The sequence below is a fragment of the Pseudomonas sp. GW460-12-10-14-TSB1 genome, from assembly GCF_017349775.1.
GTDB classification, from domain to species: domain Bacteria; phylum Pseudomonadota; class Gammaproteobacteria; order Pseudomonadales; family Pseudomonadaceae; genus Aquipseudomonas; species Aquipseudomonas piscium.
Genome location: NZ_JACNAC010000090.1, coordinates 1 through 18257, shown reverse-complemented (window position 1 = coordinate 18257; position 18257 = coordinate 1). Strand labels below are relative to the sequence as shown.

General features: G+C 65.3%; 11 protein-coding genes. 10 read left to right on the top strand and 1 reads right to left on the bottom strand.

All coding sequences use genetic code 11. The annotated features are described in order from the left end of the window. From J4D52_RS29280 to J4D52_RS29245, 8 genes are all read left to right on the top strand, one after another. On the top strand, nt 1-647 hold a 647-nt coding region (locus J4D52_RS29280), incomplete at its 5' end, for an ATP-binding cassette domain-containing protein (protein ID WP_207272209.1). 14 nt (nt 648-661) lie between these two features. Continuing rightward, a complete protein-coding gene (locus tag J4D52_RS29275) occupies nt 662-1978 on the top strand; it encodes an HlyD family type I secretion periplasmic adaptor subunit (protein WP_371860286.1) in 1317 nt (438 codons plus the stop codon). 2 nt (nt 1979-1980) lie between these two features. Beyond that, nucleotides 1981-3336 (top strand): TolC family outer membrane protein, encoded by a 1356-nt coding sequence (locus J4D52_RS29270; RefSeq protein WP_102676652.1) that lies wholly within the window; start codon nt 1981-1983, stop codon nt 3334-3336. A gap of 117 nt (nt 3337-3453) precedes the next feature. Continuing rightward, complete coding sequence (locus J4D52_RS29265) at nt 3454-6396, top strand: autotransporter domain-containing protein (protein WP_408980331.1); 2943 nt, start codon at nt 3454-3456, stop codon at nt 6394-6396. A gap of 194 nt (nt 6397-6590) precedes the next feature. Further along, nucleotides 6591-9674: an autotransporter serine protease gene (locus J4D52_RS29260; RefSeq protein WP_063431106.1), complete on the top strand. Its 3084-nt coding sequence runs from the start codon at nt 6591-6593 to the stop codon at nt 9672-9674. A 37-nt stretch (nt 9675-9711) separates the two neighbouring features. Then, nucleotides 9712-11412: a polyurethanase gene (locus J4D52_RS29255; protein ID WP_102676650.1), complete on the top strand. Its 1701-nt coding sequence runs from the start codon at nt 9712-9714 to the stop codon at nt 11410-11412. A 281-nt stretch (nt 11413-11693) separates the two neighbouring features. Further along, nucleotides 11694-13544 carry a polyurethanase gene (locus J4D52_RS29250; protein WP_063431102.1) on the top strand — a complete coding sequence of 617 codons (1851 nt, stop codon included), beginning with the start codon at nt 11694-11696 and terminating at the stop codon, nt 13542-13544. Nucleotides 13545-13866: 322 nt separating this feature from the next. After that, nucleotides 13867-14259 carry a hypothetical protein gene (locus J4D52_RS29245; protein ID WP_063431698.1) on the top strand — a complete coding sequence of 131 codons (393 nt, stop codon included), beginning with the start codon at nt 13867-13869 and terminating at the stop codon, nt 14257-14259. Nucleotides 14260-14279: 20 nt separating this feature from the next. On the opposite strand, the gene J4D52_RS29240 is transcribed toward J4D52_RS29245, so the two are convergent. Further along, the gene (locus J4D52_RS29240; RefSeq protein ID WP_007922767.1) at nt 14280-14504 is read right to left on the bottom strand and encodes a YgdI/YgdR family lipoprotein; all 225 of its coding nucleotides are present in this window, start codon (nt 14502-14504) and stop codon (nt 14280-14282) included. 218 nt (nt 14505-14722) lie between these two features. On the opposite strand from J4D52_RS29240, the gene J4D52_RS29235 reads away from it, so the two are divergent. Then, a complete protein-coding gene (locus J4D52_RS29235) occupies nt 14723-16375 on the top strand; it encodes a VRR-NUC domain-containing protein (protein WP_063431100.1) in 1653 nt (550 codons plus the stop codon). Further along, nucleotides 16372-18257, top strand: a 1886-nt coding sequence (locus J4D52_RS29230) for an ATP-dependent DNA helicase (protein ID WP_207272208.1), incomplete at its 3' end; no start/stop codon positions are given. The genes J4D52_RS29235 and J4D52_RS29230, both read left to right, overlap by 4 nt.

Below are 18257 nucleotides of genomic sequence, written 5' to 3'. Positions count from 1 at the left end.
ACGGCGCCGATATCCATCGCTGGAACCGCAACGAGCTGGGGCCTTACATCGGTTATCTGCCCCAGGACATCGAGCTGTTTTCCGGAAGCATCGCCGAGAACATCGCGCGCTTTCAGGAGGCCGATCCGCAGAAGGTGGTGCAGGCCGCGCAACAGGCCGGCGTGCACGACCTGATCCTGCGCCTGCCCCAGGGCTACGACACCTTGCTGGGCGATGACGGCAGCGGCCTGTCCGGCGGCCAGAAGCAGCGCGTGGCCCTGGCCCGGGCGCTGTATGGCCAGCCGCGCCTGGTGGTGCTCGACGAGCCGAACTCCAACCTCGACACCGTGGGCGAAAGCGCCCTGGCGTCCGCCATCGCGCAGATGAAGGCCCAGGGCACCAGCGTGATCCTGGTGACCCACAGATCCTCGGCGCTGGCCCAGGCCGACAAGCTGCTGGTGCTGAACGAAGGGCGCCTGCAGGCCTTCGGCCCGAGCCAGGAAGTGCTCAAGGCGCTGTCCAGCGGTGCCCAGGCTCAGGCGCAAAATCAAAACCAGGCCCAGCCCCAGGAACAGCAGCAGCGGGAAAAAACCTCGGCCCCGACGGCCCCGGGCGGCTTGAGCATGAGCCGCCAGTATCAGGCCCCGACACGGAACCCAGGCGCATGAGCAAGGACAGCGAAATGATGATCGAACAAGGTTACGCGCCGGAGCGTCCCGAGCGCGATGCGCGGTTTTTCGCGCGTATGGGCTGGGTGCTGGCGCTGGCCGGCGCCGGCAGCTTTTTTCTCTGGGCGGCCCTGGCGCCGCTGGACCAGGGCATCCCGGTGCAAGGCACTGTGGTGGTTTCGGGCAAGCGCAAGGCCGTGCAATCCATGAGCGGCGGGGTGGTCAGCCGGATCCTGGTGCGTGAAGGCGAGGCGGTGAAGCAGGGCCAGCCGCTGTTCCGCCTGGACCAGACCCAGGTCGAGGCCGACGTGCAGTCGCTGCAAGCGCAGTACCGCATGGCCTGGGCCAGCCTGGCGCGCTGGCAGAGCGAGCGTGACAACCTCAAGCAGGTGAGCTTTCCCGAGGCCCTGAGCGCCGATCCCGACCCACGCCTGGCCCTGGTGCTGGAAGGCCAGCGGCAACTGTTCAGCAGCCGGCGCGAGGCCTTCGCCCGCGAGCAGGCGGGGATCCGCGCCAGTATCGAAGGCGCCACCGCGCAACTGGCCGGGATGCGCCGGGCGCGTACCGACCTCAACAACCAGGCCGAGTCCCTGCGCCAGCAGCTGGCCAACCTGCAGCCCCTGGCGGACAACGGCTACATCCCGCGCAACCGCCTGATGGAGTACCAGCGCCAGCTGTCCCAGGTGCAGCAGGAACTGGCGCAGAACACCGGCGAAAGCGGGCGGGTGGAACAGGGCATTCTCGAGTCGCGGCTCAAATTGCAGCAGCACAGCGAGGAGTACCAGAAGGAAGTGCGCAGCCAGCTGGCCGACGCCCAACTGAAAAGCCTGACCCTGGAGCAGCAGCTGACCTCGGCCGGTTTCGACCTGCAGCACAGCGAGATCCTCGCGCCCGCCGACGGCATTGCGGTCAACCTCGGGGTGCACACCGAAGGGGCGGTGGTCCGCCCCGGGGAAAACCTGCTGGAGATCGTGCCCCAGGGCACTCGCCTGGAAGTGGAAGGGCACCTGCCGGTGAACCTGATCGACAAGGTCGGCAGCCACTTGCCGGTGGACATCCTCTTCACCGCCTTCAACCAGAGCCGCACGCCGCGGGTGTCCGGCGAGGTCAGCCTGATCTCCGCCGACCAGATGGTCGATGAAAAGACCGGCGTGCCTTACTACGTGCTGCGCAGCAGCGTCAGCGACCAGGCCATGGAAAAGCTCAACGGCCTGGTGATCAAGCCGGGCATGCCGGCGGAGATGTTCGTCCGTACCGGCGAGCGCTCGCTGCTCAACTACCTGTTCAAACCCCTGCTCGACCGGGCGGGTTCCGCATTGACCGAGGAATAAGGATGTTCCGTCGCATGAGTCAGCTTTCCATCTTCGGAGCCACAGTCGCTTTGCTGGTATGCACCAACGCCCAGGCCATGGGGCCGTTCCAGGTCTACGAACAGGCCCTGCGCAACGACCCGGTGTTCCTCGGGGCGATCAAGGAGCGCGATGCCGGCCTGGAGAACCGCATCATCGGCCGCGCCGGGCTGCTGCCGAAACTCAACTACAGCTACAACAAGGGCCGCAATAACTCTCAGGCCACCGTGCCCGACGGTCGCGGCGGCACCAGCCACGATGACCGCAACTACGACAGCTACGGCTCCACCTTCACCCTGCAACAGCCGCTGATCGACTACGAGGCCTATGCCTCCTACCGCAAGGGCGTGGCCCAGGCGCTGTTCGCCGACGAGAACTTTCGCGGCAAGAGCCAGGAGCTGCTGGTACGGGTGCTGACCTTCTACACCCAGGCGCTGTTCGCTCAGGATCAGATCGAGATCGCCCAGGCCAAGAAGAAGGCCTTCGAGCAGCAGTTCCAGCAGAACGAGCACATGTTTCGCCAGGGCGAGGGCACCCGCACCGACATTCTCGAAGCGGAATCGCGCTACGAGCTGGCCACCGCCGAGGAGATCGAGGCCCGCGACGAGCAGGACGCGGCGCTGCGCGAGCTGGGTGCGTTGATCGGCGTGCCGACCGTGGACATCCGCGACCTCGACCCGCTGCGCGATCGTTTCGAGTCCTTCACCCTGTCGCCGGCCAACTACGACGCCTGGCATGAACTTGCGATCAGCAACAACCCGAACCTGGCCTCCCAGCGCCAGGCCGTGGAAGTGGCGCGTTACGAGATCGAGCGCAACCGCGCCGGCCACCTGCCGCGGCTCAGTGCCTATGCCACCTCGCGCCGGGTCGAGTCGGAAAGCGGCAACACCTACAACCAGCGCTACGACACCAACACCATCGGCATCGAAATCAGCATGCCGCTGTACGCCGGTGGCGGTGTCTCGGCGGCCACCCGCCAGGCCAGCCGGACCATGGAGCAGGCCGAGTACGAGCTGGATTCGCAGACCCGCACCACCTTGATCGAGCTGCGGCGCCAGTTCAGCGCCTGCCTATCCGGGGTCAGCAAGCTGCGCGCTTATCAGAAGGCGCTGACCTCGGCCGAGGCCCTGGTGATCTCTACCAAGCAGAGCATCCTCGGCGGCGAACGGGTCAACCTCGACGCGCTGAACGCCGAGCAACAGCTGTACACCACACGCCGCGACCTGGCGCAGGCCCGTTACGACTACCTGATGGCCTGGACCAAGTTGCACTACTACGCAGGCACCCTGCGTGAAGATGACCTGGCCCGGGTCGACGAAGCTTTCAGGCCCGGCTCATGAACTGACAAAAAGGCGGCCGCGGGCGGCCCGACCTGACATTTTCGACAAAAACAAAAAACGAGAAGTCATCACATGGATAGACGCTTTTATCAGCTCAAGGCGCTGAGTCGCCGCTCGTTGCTGGCATGTTCCACGCTATCGGCGGTAGCACTGCCCGGCGTGGTCCAGGCGCAGTACCAAGAAACCGGCCAGTTGGGGGTGCCGGCCAGTTGGCAATCGGCCGAATACACCCAGGACTGGGGCCTGGAACGCATGCGCGCCAGTTCCGCCTATGCCGCCGGCATCACCGGCAGCGGGGTGAAGATCGGCGCCCTCGACTCGGGTTTCGACGCCAGCCATGGCGAAGCATCGCCCGAGCGCTTCCACGGGGTCACCGCCAGCGGCACCTACGTCGACGGCACGCCGTTCAGCGTCTCCGGGGTGCTCAACGGCAACAACGACAGCCATGGCACCCATGTCACCGGCACCATGGGCGCGGCCCGCGACGGCGTTGGCATGCACGGCGTGGCCTTCAATGCCCAGGTCTATGTGGGCAACACCAACAAGAACGACAGCTTCCTGTTCGGCCCGACCCCGGACCCGCAGTATTTCAAGGCGGTGTACGGCGCCCTGGCGGATGCCGGGGTGCGCGCCATCAACAACAGCTGGGGCAGCCAGCCGCCGGGTGTCAGCTACCAGACCCTGGGCGACCTGCACGCCGCCTATGCCCAGCACTATGGCCAGATCACCTGGCTGGACGCGGCGGCCGATGTATCGCGTCAGGGCGTGATCAACGTGTTCAGCGCCGGCAACAGCGGTTACGCCAACGCCAGCGTGCGCGCGGCGCTGCCGTACTTCCAGCCGGAGCTGGAAGGGCACTGGCTGGCGGTGTCCGGCCTGGATGCCAATAACCAGCAGCGCTACAACCAGTGCGGCGTCGCCAAGTATTGGTGCGTGGCCGCGCCCGGGCGGCTGATCTCCAGCACCGTGCCCGGCGGCGGTTACGCCACCAAGTCCGGCACCTCGATGGCCGCGCCCCATGCCACGGGCGCGCTGGCCCTGGTGATGGAGCGTTATCCCTACATGAACAACCAGCAGGCCCTGGAGGTGCTGCTGACCACCGCCACCCAGCTGGACGGCTCGATCACCGAGGCGCCCACCAGCCTGGTCGGCTGGGGCGTGCCCAACCTGGAGCGGGCCATGCACGGCCCCGGGCAGTTGCTGGGGGCGTTCGACGCCAACCTGGGCGCCGGGCAGGGCGACGTCTGGAGCAACGACATCTCGGACAAGGCGCTGCTGCAGCGCCAGGGCGAAGACGCCGCCGAACACGCGGCCTGGCAACAGACCCTGAAGGACAAGGGCTGGGAAAACGGCCTGGGTGCCGGCGCCAGCCAGCAGGACAAGACCGACTACGCCGTTGGTATGGCCCGCGACGCGGCCGCGGCGCAACGGGTGTACGAAGGCAGCCTGATCAAGTCCGGCGCCGGCTGGCTGGTGCTCGGCGGCAACAACAGCTATCGCGGCGCGACCACGGTCAATGGCGGCTTGCTGACAGTCAATGGTTCGCTGGCCTCCAGCGTCACGGTCAATGACGGCGGCACCCTCGGCGGTTCCGGCCGCATCGGCGCGCTGCTGGCCAACAGCGGCGCCACTGTGGCCCCGGGCAACTCCATCGGCACCTTGCAGGTGGCGGGGGACGTGACCTTCCAGCCGGGCTCGACCTATGCCGTGGAGCTGTCGCCCACCAGCAGCGACCGTATCGTCGCCGGCGGCAAGGCCACCCTGAATGGCGCCGGGGTCACCCTGGCCCTGGAAAACAGCCCGCAGCTGCTCAGCCTCGAACAGACGCAAAGCCTGATCGGCAGCCAGTACCAGATCCTCCAGGCGGCGAACGGTATCGACGGCCGCTTCGGTTCGGTGGAACCCAACTACCTGTTCCTCGGTGGCAGCCTCGATTATTCCGCCAGCGGCGTACAGCTGAGCATCGGGCGTAACGCCACCTCGTTCGCCAGTGTCGGCCTGACCCCGAACCAGCGCTCGGTGGCGGCCGCCGCCGAGCAACTGGGGGCCGGTAACCCGGTGTATGAAAGCCTGCTGCGCTCGCCGAGCGCCGGCGTGGCGCAACAGGCGTTCCAGCAGCTGTCCGGGGAAATCTACCCGGCGCTGGGCTCGATGCTGCTCAACGACAGCCGTCAGCTGCGCGATGCGGTCGGCGAGCGTCTGCAGGTCCCGGGCGCGGTGGTGCAGAGCGAGGGCAACCTGTGGCTCAAGGTACTGGGCGCCTGGGGCAAGAACGACGGCGACCACGACACCGAGGCCTACAACACGTCCATCGGCGGGTTGCTGCTGGGGGCCGACGGCGCGCTCAGCGACAGTACGCGCCTGGGCGCCTTCGCCGGCTACAGCGACAGCTCCCTGAGCATGGGCGGCGGCACCCATTCCAAGGCCTCTGTGGACAGTTATCACCTGGGCACCTACCTCGGCCATGAGCTGGGCGCCTGGCGCCTGAGCGCGGGCGCGGCCCACAGCTGGCATCGCGCGGACGTCAAGCGCGACCTGCAGTTCGGCGAAGTCAGCGGTAAGCAGAAAGCCAAGGTCGATGCCCGCACCAGCCAGGTCTTCGGCGAAGCGGCTTATCGCCTGGACCTGCCGGCGCTGGCCCTGGAGCCGTTCGCCAACCTGGCCTATGTGCACCTGCACCGCGACAGCTTCAGCGAGAAGGGCGATGCCGCCGCATTGAAAGGCGGCAGCGACAGCCGCGAAGCCGCACTCAGCACCCTCGGCCTGCGCGCCCTGAAAAGCCTCGAGCTGTCCGGGCAAACCCGCCTGGACCTTTCCGGTTCCCTGGGCTGGCAGCACAACCTGAGCAACACCCGGGCCGAAGAACACCTGGCCTTTGCTTCCGGCGGCACGCCGTTCAGCGTCGAAAGCACTTCGCTGCCGCGCAATGCCGCGCTGGTCGGCGCCCATGCCAGCCTGGCGCTGAGCCGCGACCTGCGCCTGAGCCTGGACTACAACGGCCAACTGGCCAGCCGCGAGAAGATCCACGGGGCAGGGCTGAGCCTGAACTGGCAGTTCTGACCCGGCTTTTGACAGCGCCGTGCTGACGCAAGGTCGCGTCGGCACGGCAGCAGCTATCGGCACAGCACGGCTCGCCGTTGGCGGGCCGGCTGTTCGGTAAAACCACCCGCGTCGGGTCTGACGCGGTGTTTCTATCAAGGTAATTGTTTCTAGCAAGGCAACTATTTCCAGCAAGGCAACTAAGGAAGGTACCGATGAAATACAGCTTTACGGGGGCTGCTCCGGCAGCCAATAGCCTGGTGCGCGCCTCCTGTGGCGCTTTGATCTGTGGCCTGGCCGCGGCGGGTAGCGCCCAGGCCGCGCCTTATGTGGAAAGCGGCCAGCCGGGCGATCCCGGCAGTTGGCGCAGTGCCGAGTTCAACGCCGAATGGGGCCTGGGGGCGATCCATGCCGAGCAGGCCTATGCCGCCGGTTATACCGGCAAGGGCGTCAAGCTGGGGATCTTCGACCAGCCGGTGTATGCCCAGCACCCGGAATTCAGCGGCAGCGACAAGGTGATCACCCTGGTCACCAGCGGCATCCGCGAATACACCGACCCCTACATTCCGGTCAAAGCCGGCGATGCCTTCCGTTATGACGGCACGCCCTCGGTGGGTTCCGACGGCAAGCTCGGCTCCCACGGCACCCACGTCGGCGGTATCGCCGCCGGCAGCCGCGATGGCGGGCCGATGCATGGCGTGGCCTTCGACGCGCAGATCATCACTGCCGAGAACGGCGACCCGGGCCCCGAGGACGGGATCATTCTCGGCAACGACGGCGCGGTCTACCGGGCCGGCTGGGACGCCCTGGTGAACAGTGGCGCGCGGATCATCAACAACAGCTGGGGCATCGGCATCACCGACCGCTTCGACCAGGGCGGTCGCGACCCGGCCTTTCCGCACTTCACCGTGCAGGACGCCCAATTGCAGTTCGACCAGATCCAGCCGCTGCTGGGCACCCGCCAGGGCGGCGCCTACAGCGGGGCGATCGACGCGGCTCGCGGTGGCGTGCTGACCATCTTCGCCGCCGGTAACGACTACAACCTGAACAACCCGGACGCCATCGCCGGCCTGGCCTATTTCGTCCCGGAGATCGCACCGAACTGGATGACGGTGGCGGCACTGCAGAAGAACCCGGACACCGCCAGCCCCAATCCCTACACCCTCAGCACCTTCTCCTCGCGCTGCGGCTACACCGCGAGCTTCTGCGTCTCGGCGCCGGGTACGCGGATCTACAGTGCGGTGATCGGCGGCACGAACCTGGACGACATGACCATCGGCTACGCCAACAAGAGCGGTACCTCCATGGCCGCTCCCCACGTGGCGGGCGCGGCGGCGGTGCTGATGGAGCGCTTTCCCTACATGAGCGCTTCGCAGATCGCCACCGTGCTGAGAACCACCGCCACCGACATGGGCGATCCGGGCATCGACGCGCTGTACGGCTGGGGCATGATCAACCTGCAAAAGGGCATCGACGGCCCGGGCATGTTCGTCACCGAAGCAGACATTCCCCAGGAGTTCCGGGTCGAAGGCGCCTATGGCTCCGGCCAGTTCGTCGTCGATCTGCCCGGCATCGGCGCCGTGGTGGATGCCGGCAAACCCACCCAGCGCCTGTGCAACGGTCTGTCTTGCGGCCTGGATGTCTGGCGCAACGATATTTCCGGACACGGCGGCCTGACCAAGCAGGGCATCGGCACCCTGGTGCTGACCGGCAACAACAGCTACAGCGGCCCGACCCTGGTCAATCAGGGACGCCTGGCCGTCAATGGATCGCTGGCGTCGGCCGTGACGGTCAATGACAGCGGCATTCTCGGTGGCAATGGGCGCATCGCCGCCCTGACCGCAAACCGTGGCGGTACCGTGGCGCCGGGCAACTCCATCGGCACCTTGCAGGTGGCGGGCGATGTAACCCTGCAACCGGGCTCGACCTACGCGGTGGAGCTGTCGCCGACCAGCAGCGACCAGATAGTCGCTGGCGGCAAGGCCACCGTCGAAGGGGCCAACGTGACCCTGGCCCTGGAGAACAGTCCGACCCTGCTCAGCGCCAGCGAGGCGCGCAGCCTGCTGGGCCGGCAATACAACATCCTGCAGGCGGCCGGTGGCATCGACGGTCGTTTCGCTTCGATCGCGCCGAACTACCTGTTCCTCGGTGGCAACCTCGATTACACCGCCGGCGGCGTGCAGTTGCAGGTGGTGCGTAACGCAACCGCCTTCAGCGATGTCGGCCTGACCCCGAACCAGCGCTCCGTGGGTGCCGCCGCCGAGCAACTGGGGGCGGGCAATCCGGTGTACGAAAGCCTGCTGCTGTCGGAGAACGCCGCCAGCGCGCAACAAGCCTTGCAGCAACTGACCGGGGAGATTCATCCGGCCATCGGCACGCTGCTGATCAACGACAGCCGCCAGCTGCGCGATGCGGTGGGCGACCGCCTGCGTCAGGACGGCCTGCTCGATTCGGCGGCGCCCGCGGCCAGCGACAACAATCTGTGGTTCAAGGCGCTGGGGGCCTGGGGCAAGTCCGACGGTGGCTATGACCATGCCGACTACACCAGCTCGATCGGTGGTCTGCTGATCGGTGTCGATGGCTTGGTCGCCGAGGACACCCGTCTCGGCCTGTTCACCGGCTACAGCGACAGCTCCCTGAGCATGGGCGACGGCACCCATTCCTCGGCTTCGGTGGACAGCTATCACCTGGGTGCCTACCTGGGTCACCAGCTGGATGCCGTGCGCCTGAGCGTCGGCGGTTCCTACAGCTGGCACCGCATCGATGTGAAGCGCGACCTGCAATACGGCGAGTTCTCTGATCGGCAGAAGGTCAAGCGTGACGCTCAGACCGCCCAGCTGTTCACCGAAGCGGCGTGGCAAGTGACACTGCCCGGCGTGGCCCTGGAGCCTTTCGTCAACCTGGCCTACGTGCATGTGGGCAGCGACAGCTTCCGCGAAAAAGGCGGGGCCACCGCCCTGCGCAGCGGCGACGACAATCGCGACGCGGTGCTCTCGACCCTCGGCCTGCGGGCCAGCAAACGCTTCGCCTTGTCCGATGCCCGGCAGCTGGAACTGGCCGGCACCCTCGGCTGGCAGCACAACCTGAGCGACACCAGTTCGGATCAACACCTGGCTTTTGCCAATGGTGGTTCGTTCAACATACAGAGCGTTGCGCTGGATCGTAACGCTGCTGTGGTCGGGGCTCGCGCCGGCTTGTTGCTGGGGCGCGATACCCGGGTAAACCTGGACTACAACGGCCTGCTGGGTTCTCGGGACAAGAGTCATGGGGTCGGCCTGACCCTGGACTGGCAGTTCTGAGGCCTGCGGGCCAATGACTATAAGAGTGAGACACAACATGGGTGTATTCGATTACCGGAGTTTCAAGGGCGAGGCGGGCAAGGCGTTGTACAGCGATGCGCTGGCGTTGACCCTCTATGCCTACACGCCCACCGGGCAGCCGCTGGCATCGGGCTGGACGGCGATTGGTGCCGAGCCACTGGGGTATCAGGGCAAGGTCGGGCCCCAGGGCACCTTCTTCGGCGAGCAGCCAGGCTTTACCAGCGCCGAAGTGGAAGTGCTGGGGCGTTATGACGAGGCCGGCAAGCTGCTGTCGATCGGCATCGCCTTTCGCGGCACCGGCGGGCTGGGCTTCAGCGATACCCTGGGCGACATCAAGAACAACCTGCTGGCGGCGGTCGGGCCGGTGGGCTACGCGGCGAACTACAGCAAGAATGCCTTCGACAAGCTGTTCGCCAGCGTCGCCGAGTTCGCCAAGGCCCAGGGCCTGAGCGGCCAGGATGTGCTGGTCAGCGGCCACAGCCTGGGCGGCCTGGGGGTCAACAGCCTGGCCGAGCTGAGCGGCGAGCACTGGGGCGGTTTCTACGCTGATGCCCGCTATGTGGCATTCGCCTCGCCGACCCAGAGCCCGGGGGACAAGGTGCTGAACATCGGCTACGAAAACGACCCGGTGTTCAGGGTGCTCGACGGCACCACCTTCAATGCCTCCTCCCTGGGTAGCCATGACAAGGTCCAGGCGTCGGCGACCAACAACATCGTCAACTTCAACGAGCATTACGCCTCGACCCTGGAGAACCTGCTGCCGCAGAGCATCCTCAACCCGCTGTCGTGGAAGGCCCACGGCTCCGCGGGTTACGCCGATGGCTTGAACCGGGTGGTCGATTCGGCGTTCTACGACCTGACGAGCAAGGATTCGACCCTGATCGTCTCCACCTTGTCCGAGGGCAGTCGGAGCAAGACCTGGGTCGAGGACCTCAACCGCAACGCCGAACCGCACAAGGGCAGTACCTTTATCTTCGGCACCGATGGCAATGATCTGCTCAAGGGCGGGCGTGGCAACGACTTCATCGAAGGCCGCGACGGCAACGACACCTTCCGCGACGAGGGTGGCTACAACATCCTGCTGGGCGGCAAGGGGCATAACGTCTTCGACCTGCAGCAGTCGCTCGGCAAGTTCAGCGTGGTCAACGATGGCGACGGCAGCCTGTATGTGCGTGATGCCTATGGCGGCATCAGCATGACCCGCGACATCGGTGCGCTGGTGAGCAAGGAGCCGGGTTTCGCCTGGGGCCTGTTCAGCAAGGAGGTGACCCACAGCGTGACCGACCAGGGCTTGCTGGCCGGTAACCAGTTGACTCACTACAACCACTCGCTCAATGGTGATGCCTACGGCAATGCGCTGGTGGCCAGCGTCGATGGCGACTGGTTGTTCGGTCACGGGGGCGACGATGTGCTGCGCAGCGACAAGAGCGACGTGACCTTTGTCGGCGGCGCCGGCAACGATGTCATGTACTCCAGCGGCGGCGGAGCCAACACCTTCCTGTTCAGCGGCGCATTCGGCTTCGATGCGATCCATGGCTACCAGGGCAGCGACAAGCTGGTGTTCATGGGCGTGGCGGGCGCGGGGCAGGGCTACGACTACACGCAGCACCTGTCACAGAGCGGCCAGGACACCTTGCTCAGCGTCGGCGACTACGCCGTGACGCTGGTTGGGGTCGCGCCGGACAACCTCTCTGCAGGGGGGATCGTCTTTGCATAGATAAGTAGCAAAAAGCATTGCACTAAGGATGGGGCGCCAGCGGAGGGCGCTTCGTCCGCGTGAGCTATCTCGAGGATCTGTCCAAAAAGTCGGCGAGCGAAGGTCAGGCAAGGCAAAAACAGGCGAGGAACGGCCGGGGTCGCGCCCGACTGTAGGGACCTACATGAGCATTCCGAGCCTGTTTTTAACGCAGCATGACCTGCGTAGCGCCGAAGGCGCTCAGCGCGCAGCCACTTTTTGGGCAGAGCCTAACAAGTTCAACAACAAAGAGAGGCAATACCATGGGTGTGTATGACTATAAAAACCTCGGCACAGAAGATTCAAAGGCGCTGTTTTCCGATGCGCTGGCGATCACGCTGTATTCCTACCACAACCTCGACAACGGCTTTTCCGCTGGCTATCAGCAGTACGGTTTAGGCCTCGGCCTACCGGCGACCCTGGTGACGGCGCTGATCGGCAGCAGCGATTCGCAAGGGGTGATTCCCGGGCTGCCCTGGAACCCTGATTCAGAGAAAGCCGCGCTGGAGGCGGTGCAAAAGGCCGGCTGGACGCCGATTGGCGCTTCCCAGCTGGGCTACGACGGCAAGACCGACTTCAGGGGCACCTACTACGGGGAAAAGGCCGGCTACACCACGGCCCAGGCCGAAGTCCTCGGCAAGTACGACGACCAGGGCCACCTGACCTCCATCGGCATTGCCTTTCGCGGCACCAGCGGGCCCCGTGAGTCGCTGATCAGCGACACCATCGGCGATGTGATCAACGACGTTCTGTCGTTCCTGCAGCATGACTATTTGACAAACTACGTCGGCGAAGCCTTCGGTTCGCTGCTCACCGATGTCGCGGCCTTCGCCCAGGCCAACGGCCTGACGGGCAAGGACATCCTGGTCAGCGGCCACAGCCTCGGTGGCCTGGCGGTCAACAGCATGGCGGAGCTGAGTGGCGTTCACTGGTCGGGGTTCTACAACGACTCCAATTACATCTCCTACGCCTCGCCGCCCCAGATCGCGGGGGACAAGGTGCTGAACATCGGCTACGAAAACGACCCGGTGTTCCGCGTCCTCGATGGCACGACGTTCAACCTGGCGTCCCTCGGCGTGCATGACACGCCACAGGAATCGGCAACCAACAACATCGTCAGCTTCAACGACTATTACGCCTCGACGGCCTGGAACCTGTTGCCGTTCTCCATCCTGAATCTTCCGACCTGGCTGTCGCACATGCCCACCGGTTACGGCGACGGCATGACGCGGATCCTCGAGTCGAAGTTCTACGACCTGACGAGCAAGGACTCGACCATCATCGTCGCCAACCTGTCAGACCCGGCGCGGGCCACCACCTGGGTCCAGGACCTCAACCGCACTGCCGAAACCCACAAGGGCAGCACCTTTATCATCGGCACCGACAGCAACGACCTGATCCAGGGCGGCCAAGGCAACGACTACCTGGAAGGCCGCGCCGGCAACGACACCTTCCGCGACGCCGGCGGCTACAACATCCTGCTGGGCGGGCAGGGCAACAACACCCTGGACCTGCAGCAGTCGGTGAAGAACTTCAGCTTCGCCAATGACGGCGCCGGCACCCTGTATGTGCGCGATGCCAATGGCGGCATCAGCATCACCCGCGATATCGGCGCGATCACCAGCAAGGAGCCGGGGTTCCTCTGGGGCCTGTTCAAGGACGACGTGACCCACAGCGTCACCGACAAGGGCCTGTTGGCAGGGAGCAGCCTGACCCAGTACGCCTCTTCGGTGAAGGGCGACGCCGCGGCCAATACCCTGACCGCCCACGCCAGCGGCGACTGGCTGTTCGGCCTGGATGGCGATGACCACCTGATCGGCGGCCAGGGCAACGATGTACTGGTCGGTGGCGCGGGCAACGACCTGCTGCAGGCGGGCGGGGGCAGCAATACCTTCCTGTTCAGCGGCGACTTCGGCCAGGACCGCGTGCTGGGCTACCAGAGCAGCGACAAACTGGTGTTCCTCGGCGTCGAAGGCGTGGTCGCCAACGACGACTTCCGCGCCCATGCCAGCACGGTGGGCAACGATACCCTGCTGACCTTCGGCGGCGACTCGGTGACTCTGGTAGGGGTCAGCCTGGACAGCCTCAACGGCGCGAGCATCACCATCGCCTGAAGCCTGGCCGCGCGGGGTGGCGATTTTGCCCCGCGCGGTCACGGTTTTCCCTTCCTGCGTCCCTCGACAGCATTTTCCGCAAAGGTCACCGGTATTCAGCCGAAGAGTGACCCATCAGTCGAAAAACCACTCCAATACCTGCCCCCTGTGACACGGCGCTCGATAAAACATCGGCCTGTCATCAGGCGGGGCGATGGCGTGCGTTCGTTCCAGGGCTATTAAAGTCCGCGGGGACTGGCGCGTTATCAAGGCAGGCGCCCGCTGCCCAGGTAGCGGCCAATGCTCATTCAACGGCAACAGTGAACAGCAGGAGAAACACAAGGTGAGTGATAACCAGAGGTATGGCATCGGTCTGGCGCTGGCCCTGATAGCAGGCAGCGTTATGGCCGAGGACTTGCCTCAGCAATCGATCCTGAAGCGCTACGGCGTGACCCCGGACCAGCTACCGGCCGCTGCGCCGGTGAGCGGCAAAGAGGCGGAGCCCGAACCGAGCAGCCGCTTTCATATCGACGCGGAACGGCCTTGGGCGAACGTGACTTTGGGGGAGGGTAAAAAGCCTGAAACCACCGGCAATATCAGCATCGATAATGCAGAGGCCCGGGAGTTCGAGCGTTGTCAGCGGGTGCGCAGCGAGCTGCAGAAGCGTGGGGGACAGTACTACATTTCCTGCGATAACAGCGTGCCGGGGCAGAATTCGGCACCCTGGTCGCCCTGAGGGCGACCAGGTTCGATCGGTCAGTCCTCTTGGCGGACGGTGGCGACATCGGCCGCCTTGATGCGGATTTTCTTGCCGGCGATGTCTTCGAATTCGTAGAACCCGTCGGCGGTCTTGGCGTTAGGCATGTCCTTGGTCAGGTATTGCGTGCCGTTCTGCAGCGTCACCACGGTCGGCGAGGCGCAGCCGCCCAGTGCCAGGAAGGCTGCAACGGCCAACGGCAGGCCCAGGTATTTGACATTCATAGACAAACCTCTCTTCATCAATCTTTGTGAGTCCACCCACGACTGGCGGCTCGCGACTATATGGCTATCCGCCCTTGGTGTGATTAACCGCAAGAAAGTTCTGCGGCCCCGTAAAAAAACCTGTAACGCCACTTATCCAATAGTGTTTGCCAGGGCAGGCCGGCAGCTGTTATCTGTATGCATAACCAGTATCAACTTCTTTGCGGCGCGCCTGTCCTGTGACTTCCAACCCTCTGGAAAACCCTCTTTATTACCTGCACAACTTCCAGCAGGTGCTGGCCTGGCTCGAACTGCGCTACGCCGATGTGCTGTCACCTGAAGAGCATAGCTTCATCGGCGACTTCGCGGCCTTGGCCCAGCCATCCCAGGCCCTGCTGGTGCGCATGATCATGCGTAAAGGCTGTCATTTTCGCATGTCCCGGCTGGTCTATGAAGAAATCGGTGATACCCGCGCGGCCGTCGCGCCGCTGGTGCGCCTGGGCTGGGTCGACGAACAGGCGCCGCTGACCCTGGAAGAGCTGTTCAACCTGTTGCAAAAGGCGGAAATCCTCCACGGCTTTCGCGCGACGATCGAGCAGCCCAAGGCCCGCAAGTCCGACTGGCTGGCGGCGCTGGGGCCGCTGTTCGACGAACCGCGGAGCCTGGGCCAATGGTGCCCGGGGCTGCAAGACGGGGTGTGCAGCCTGACCGTCATGGCGCTGTGCGACCGCTTGCGCCTGATGTTCTTCGGCAACCTGTATCAGGACTGGTCGGAGTTCGTGCTGGCCGACCTGGGCATCTTCACCTACGAGAAGGTCGAGTTCCGCGACGACGCCCGGGCGCTGCGCAGCCGCGCCGACGTCGAGGGTTTTGTGTACCTGGAGGACTGTCGGCAGCGCTTCGAAAGCGGTGAGGCGCTGGATGAGGTGCTGGCGAGCATCCAGGCGTTCGCCAGCGACAATCCCTGGCTGCAGCGGCGCCGGGCCAAGCTGCTGTTCCTGCTGGGGCAGCACTGTGAGCGGCTCGCGCAATGGCCGCTGGCGGCCGCCATCTATCAGGACTGCGCTGACCCCGGGGCGAGAGCGCGGCTGATCCGCGTCTTCGAGCGCAGCGGCGATTACCCGCAGGCCCTGGCCCTGGCCGAGGCGGCCGCGCTGGCCCCGCACAACGCGGCCGAGCAGCAGCAACTGCTGCGGCTGCTGCCCAGGTTGCGGCGCAAGCTCGGCGGCCCGGCCACGCCGCGTGGCGGCACCCAACCGATGCTGCGCCTGGACCTCAGCCTGCCGCGGGCCGATCCGGCGCTGTCGGTGGAATTCCATGTGCAGGCCCATCTCCACGAGGAGCAGGCGCCGGTGCACTACGTGGAGAACAGCCTGATCAATTCGCTGTTCGGGCTGCTCTGCTGGCCGGCGATCTTCGCGCCGCTGCCCGGGGCGTTTTTCCACCCGTTCCAGCGCGGGCCGGCCGACCTGTTGAGCGAGGACTTCCACAGCCGGCGCACCGAGCTGTTCCAGGCCTGTCTGGCGGAGCTGGATGACGGGCGTTATGCGCAGAGCATCCGCCAGCGCTACCTGGACAAGTGGGGGGTGCAATCGCCTTTCGTGTTCTGGGGCGCCCTCAGCGAAGAACTGCTGGAACAGGCGCTGGCCTGCCTGCCGGCCGAGCACCTCAAGCACTGGTTCGACCGCCTGCTGCAAGACATCAAGGCCAACCGCGCCGGCATGCCGGACCTGATTCAGTTCTGGCCGCAGCAGAAAACCTACCGGATGATCGAGGTCAAGGGCCCAGGCGACCGCCTGCAGGACAACCAGCTGCGCTGGCTGGAGTTCTGCCGGCAGCACCAGATGCCGGTGGCGGTCTGCTATGTGCAGTGGGCGGAGCAGGACGAGTGAACTACCGCATCGCGGTACGGGCACTGTGCGAATTCACCGCCAAGGTCGGCGATCTTGACCTGCGCTTCACCCCATCGCCCACCGCGCTGGAAGGCATCCAGGGCCACCGTACGGTGGCGGCGCGGCGCAGCGCGAACTATCGGAGCGAGGTGGCCCTCGAAGGCTGCTTCGGTGCGTTGACCGTCAAGGGCAGGGCGGACGGCTACGACCCGGACGCCAACCTGTTGGAGGAGGTCAAGACCTACCGCGGCGACCTCGAACGCATGCCGGCCAACCATCGCCAGCTGCATTGGGCCCAGGCGAAGATCTATGGCTGGCTGCTGTGCCAGCAGTTGCAGTTGAGCAGCATCCGCCTGGCGCTGGTGTATTTCGACATCCTCAGCGAGCGCGAGACGTCGCTGGTGGAAGAGCATGAGGCTCAGGCCCTGGAGCAGTTTTTCAACCGCCAATGCAGCCAGTTCCTGCAATGGGCCGAACAGGAACTGGCCCACCGGCATGCCCGCGATCAGGCCATGGCGGCGCTGAGTTTCCCCCATCCCGACTTCCGTCCGGGGCAGCGCAGTCTGGCCGAGTCGGTGTACAAGGCGGTGAGCACCGGGCGCTGCCTGATGGCCCAGGCGCCGACCGGGATCGGCAAGACCCTGGGCACGGTATTCCCCATGCTCAAGGCGATGCCGGGGCAGCAGCTGGACAAGCTGTTCTTCCTCACCGCCAAGACCCCGGGACGCAAACTGGCGCTGGACGCCGCCGGGGTCTTGTTCGAGCGCAGCCCCGGGCTGGCGTTGCGGGTGCTGGAGCTGGTGGCCCGGGACAAGGCCTGCGAGCATCCGGAGCTGGCCTGCCATGGCGAGTCCTGCCCATTGGCCAAGGGTTTCTACGACCGTCTGCCGGCGGCGCGGCAGGCGGCGAGCCAAGTATCGCTGCTGGATCAGCAGGCGGTGCGCGAGATCGCCCTGGCGCATGGGCTGTGCCCGTATTACCTGAGCCAGGAAATGGCCTGCTGGAGCGATCTGCTGGTGGCGGACTACAACTATTACTTCGATTTCAGCGCCTTGCTGTTCGGCCTGGCGCAGGCCAACCAATGGAAGGTCGCCGCCCTGGTGGACGAAGCCCATAACCTGGTGGAGCGCGGACGCTCGATGTACAGCGCCAGCCTCGACCAGTACCAGTTGAGCGCTGTGCGTCAGGTCGCCCCGGAGCTGCTGAAGAAACCGCTGCAACGACTCAACCGGGAGTGGAATGCCCTGCACAAGGAGCAACTGCGGCCGTACCAGGCCTATGACCAGGCGCCGGCCCCGTTGCTCAAGGCGCTGTCGCTGTGTATCTCGGCGATCGGCGATTACCTCAACGACCACCCGCAAGGGCTGGACAGCCGGCTGCAGGGGTTCTATTTCGATGCCCTGCAATTCGCCCGGGTGGCCGAACTGTTCGACGGGCAGTTCCTCTTCGATATCAGCAAGCGCGAGCTCAATGCCCGGCGCAGCCTGTCCGAACTGTGCCTGCGCAATGTGGTGCCGGCGGGATTCCTGGCGCCGCGACTGAGCGCGGCGCGCAGTACGGTGCTGTTCTCGGCGACGCTCAACCCCTGGCATTACTACCGCGACCTGCTGGGGCTGCCGGAAACCACGGTGTGGGTGGATGTCGAATCGCCATTTAGTGCCGCGCAGCTGGATGTACATATCGTCAGCCGGATCTCCACCCGTTTCAATCATCGCCAGGCGTCCCTGGCGCCCATCGTCGAGCTGATCGCCACCCAGTTCCGCCTGCGCCCCGGCAACTACCTGGCGTTCTTCAGCAGCTTCGATTACCTGCAGCAGGTGGCCAGCCTGCTGGCCGAACAGCATTCGGATATCCCTGTGTGGCAACAGTCCCGCGGGATGGA

What these genes read in the sequence shown, in the direction of transcription:
- J4D52_RS29275 (WP_371860286.1), top strand. Translation starts at nt 662, where the DNA reads ATGATGATCGAACAAGGTTACGCGCCGGAGCGTCCCGAGCGCGATGCG.
- J4D52_RS29270 (WP_102676652.1), top strand. Translation starts at nt 1,981, where the DNA reads ATGTTCCGTCGCATGAGTCAGCTTTCCATCTTCGGAGCCACAGTCGCT.
- J4D52_RS29260 (WP_063431106.1), top strand. Translation starts at nt 6,591, where the DNA reads ATGAAATACAGCTTTACGGGGGCTGCTCCGGCAGCCAATAGCCTGGTG.
- J4D52_RS29255 (WP_102676650.1), top strand. Translation starts at nt 9,712, where the DNA reads ATGGGTGTATTCGATTACCGGAGTTTCAAGGGCGAGGCGGGCAAGGCG.
- J4D52_RS29250 (WP_063431102.1), top strand. Translation starts at nt 11,694, where the DNA reads ATGGGTGTGTATGACTATAAAAACCTCGGCACAGAAGATTCAAAGGCG.
- J4D52_RS29240 (WP_007922767.1), bottom strand. Translation starts at nt 14,504, where the DNA reads ATGAATGTCAAATACCTGGGCCTGCCGTTGGCCGTTGCAGCCTTCCTG.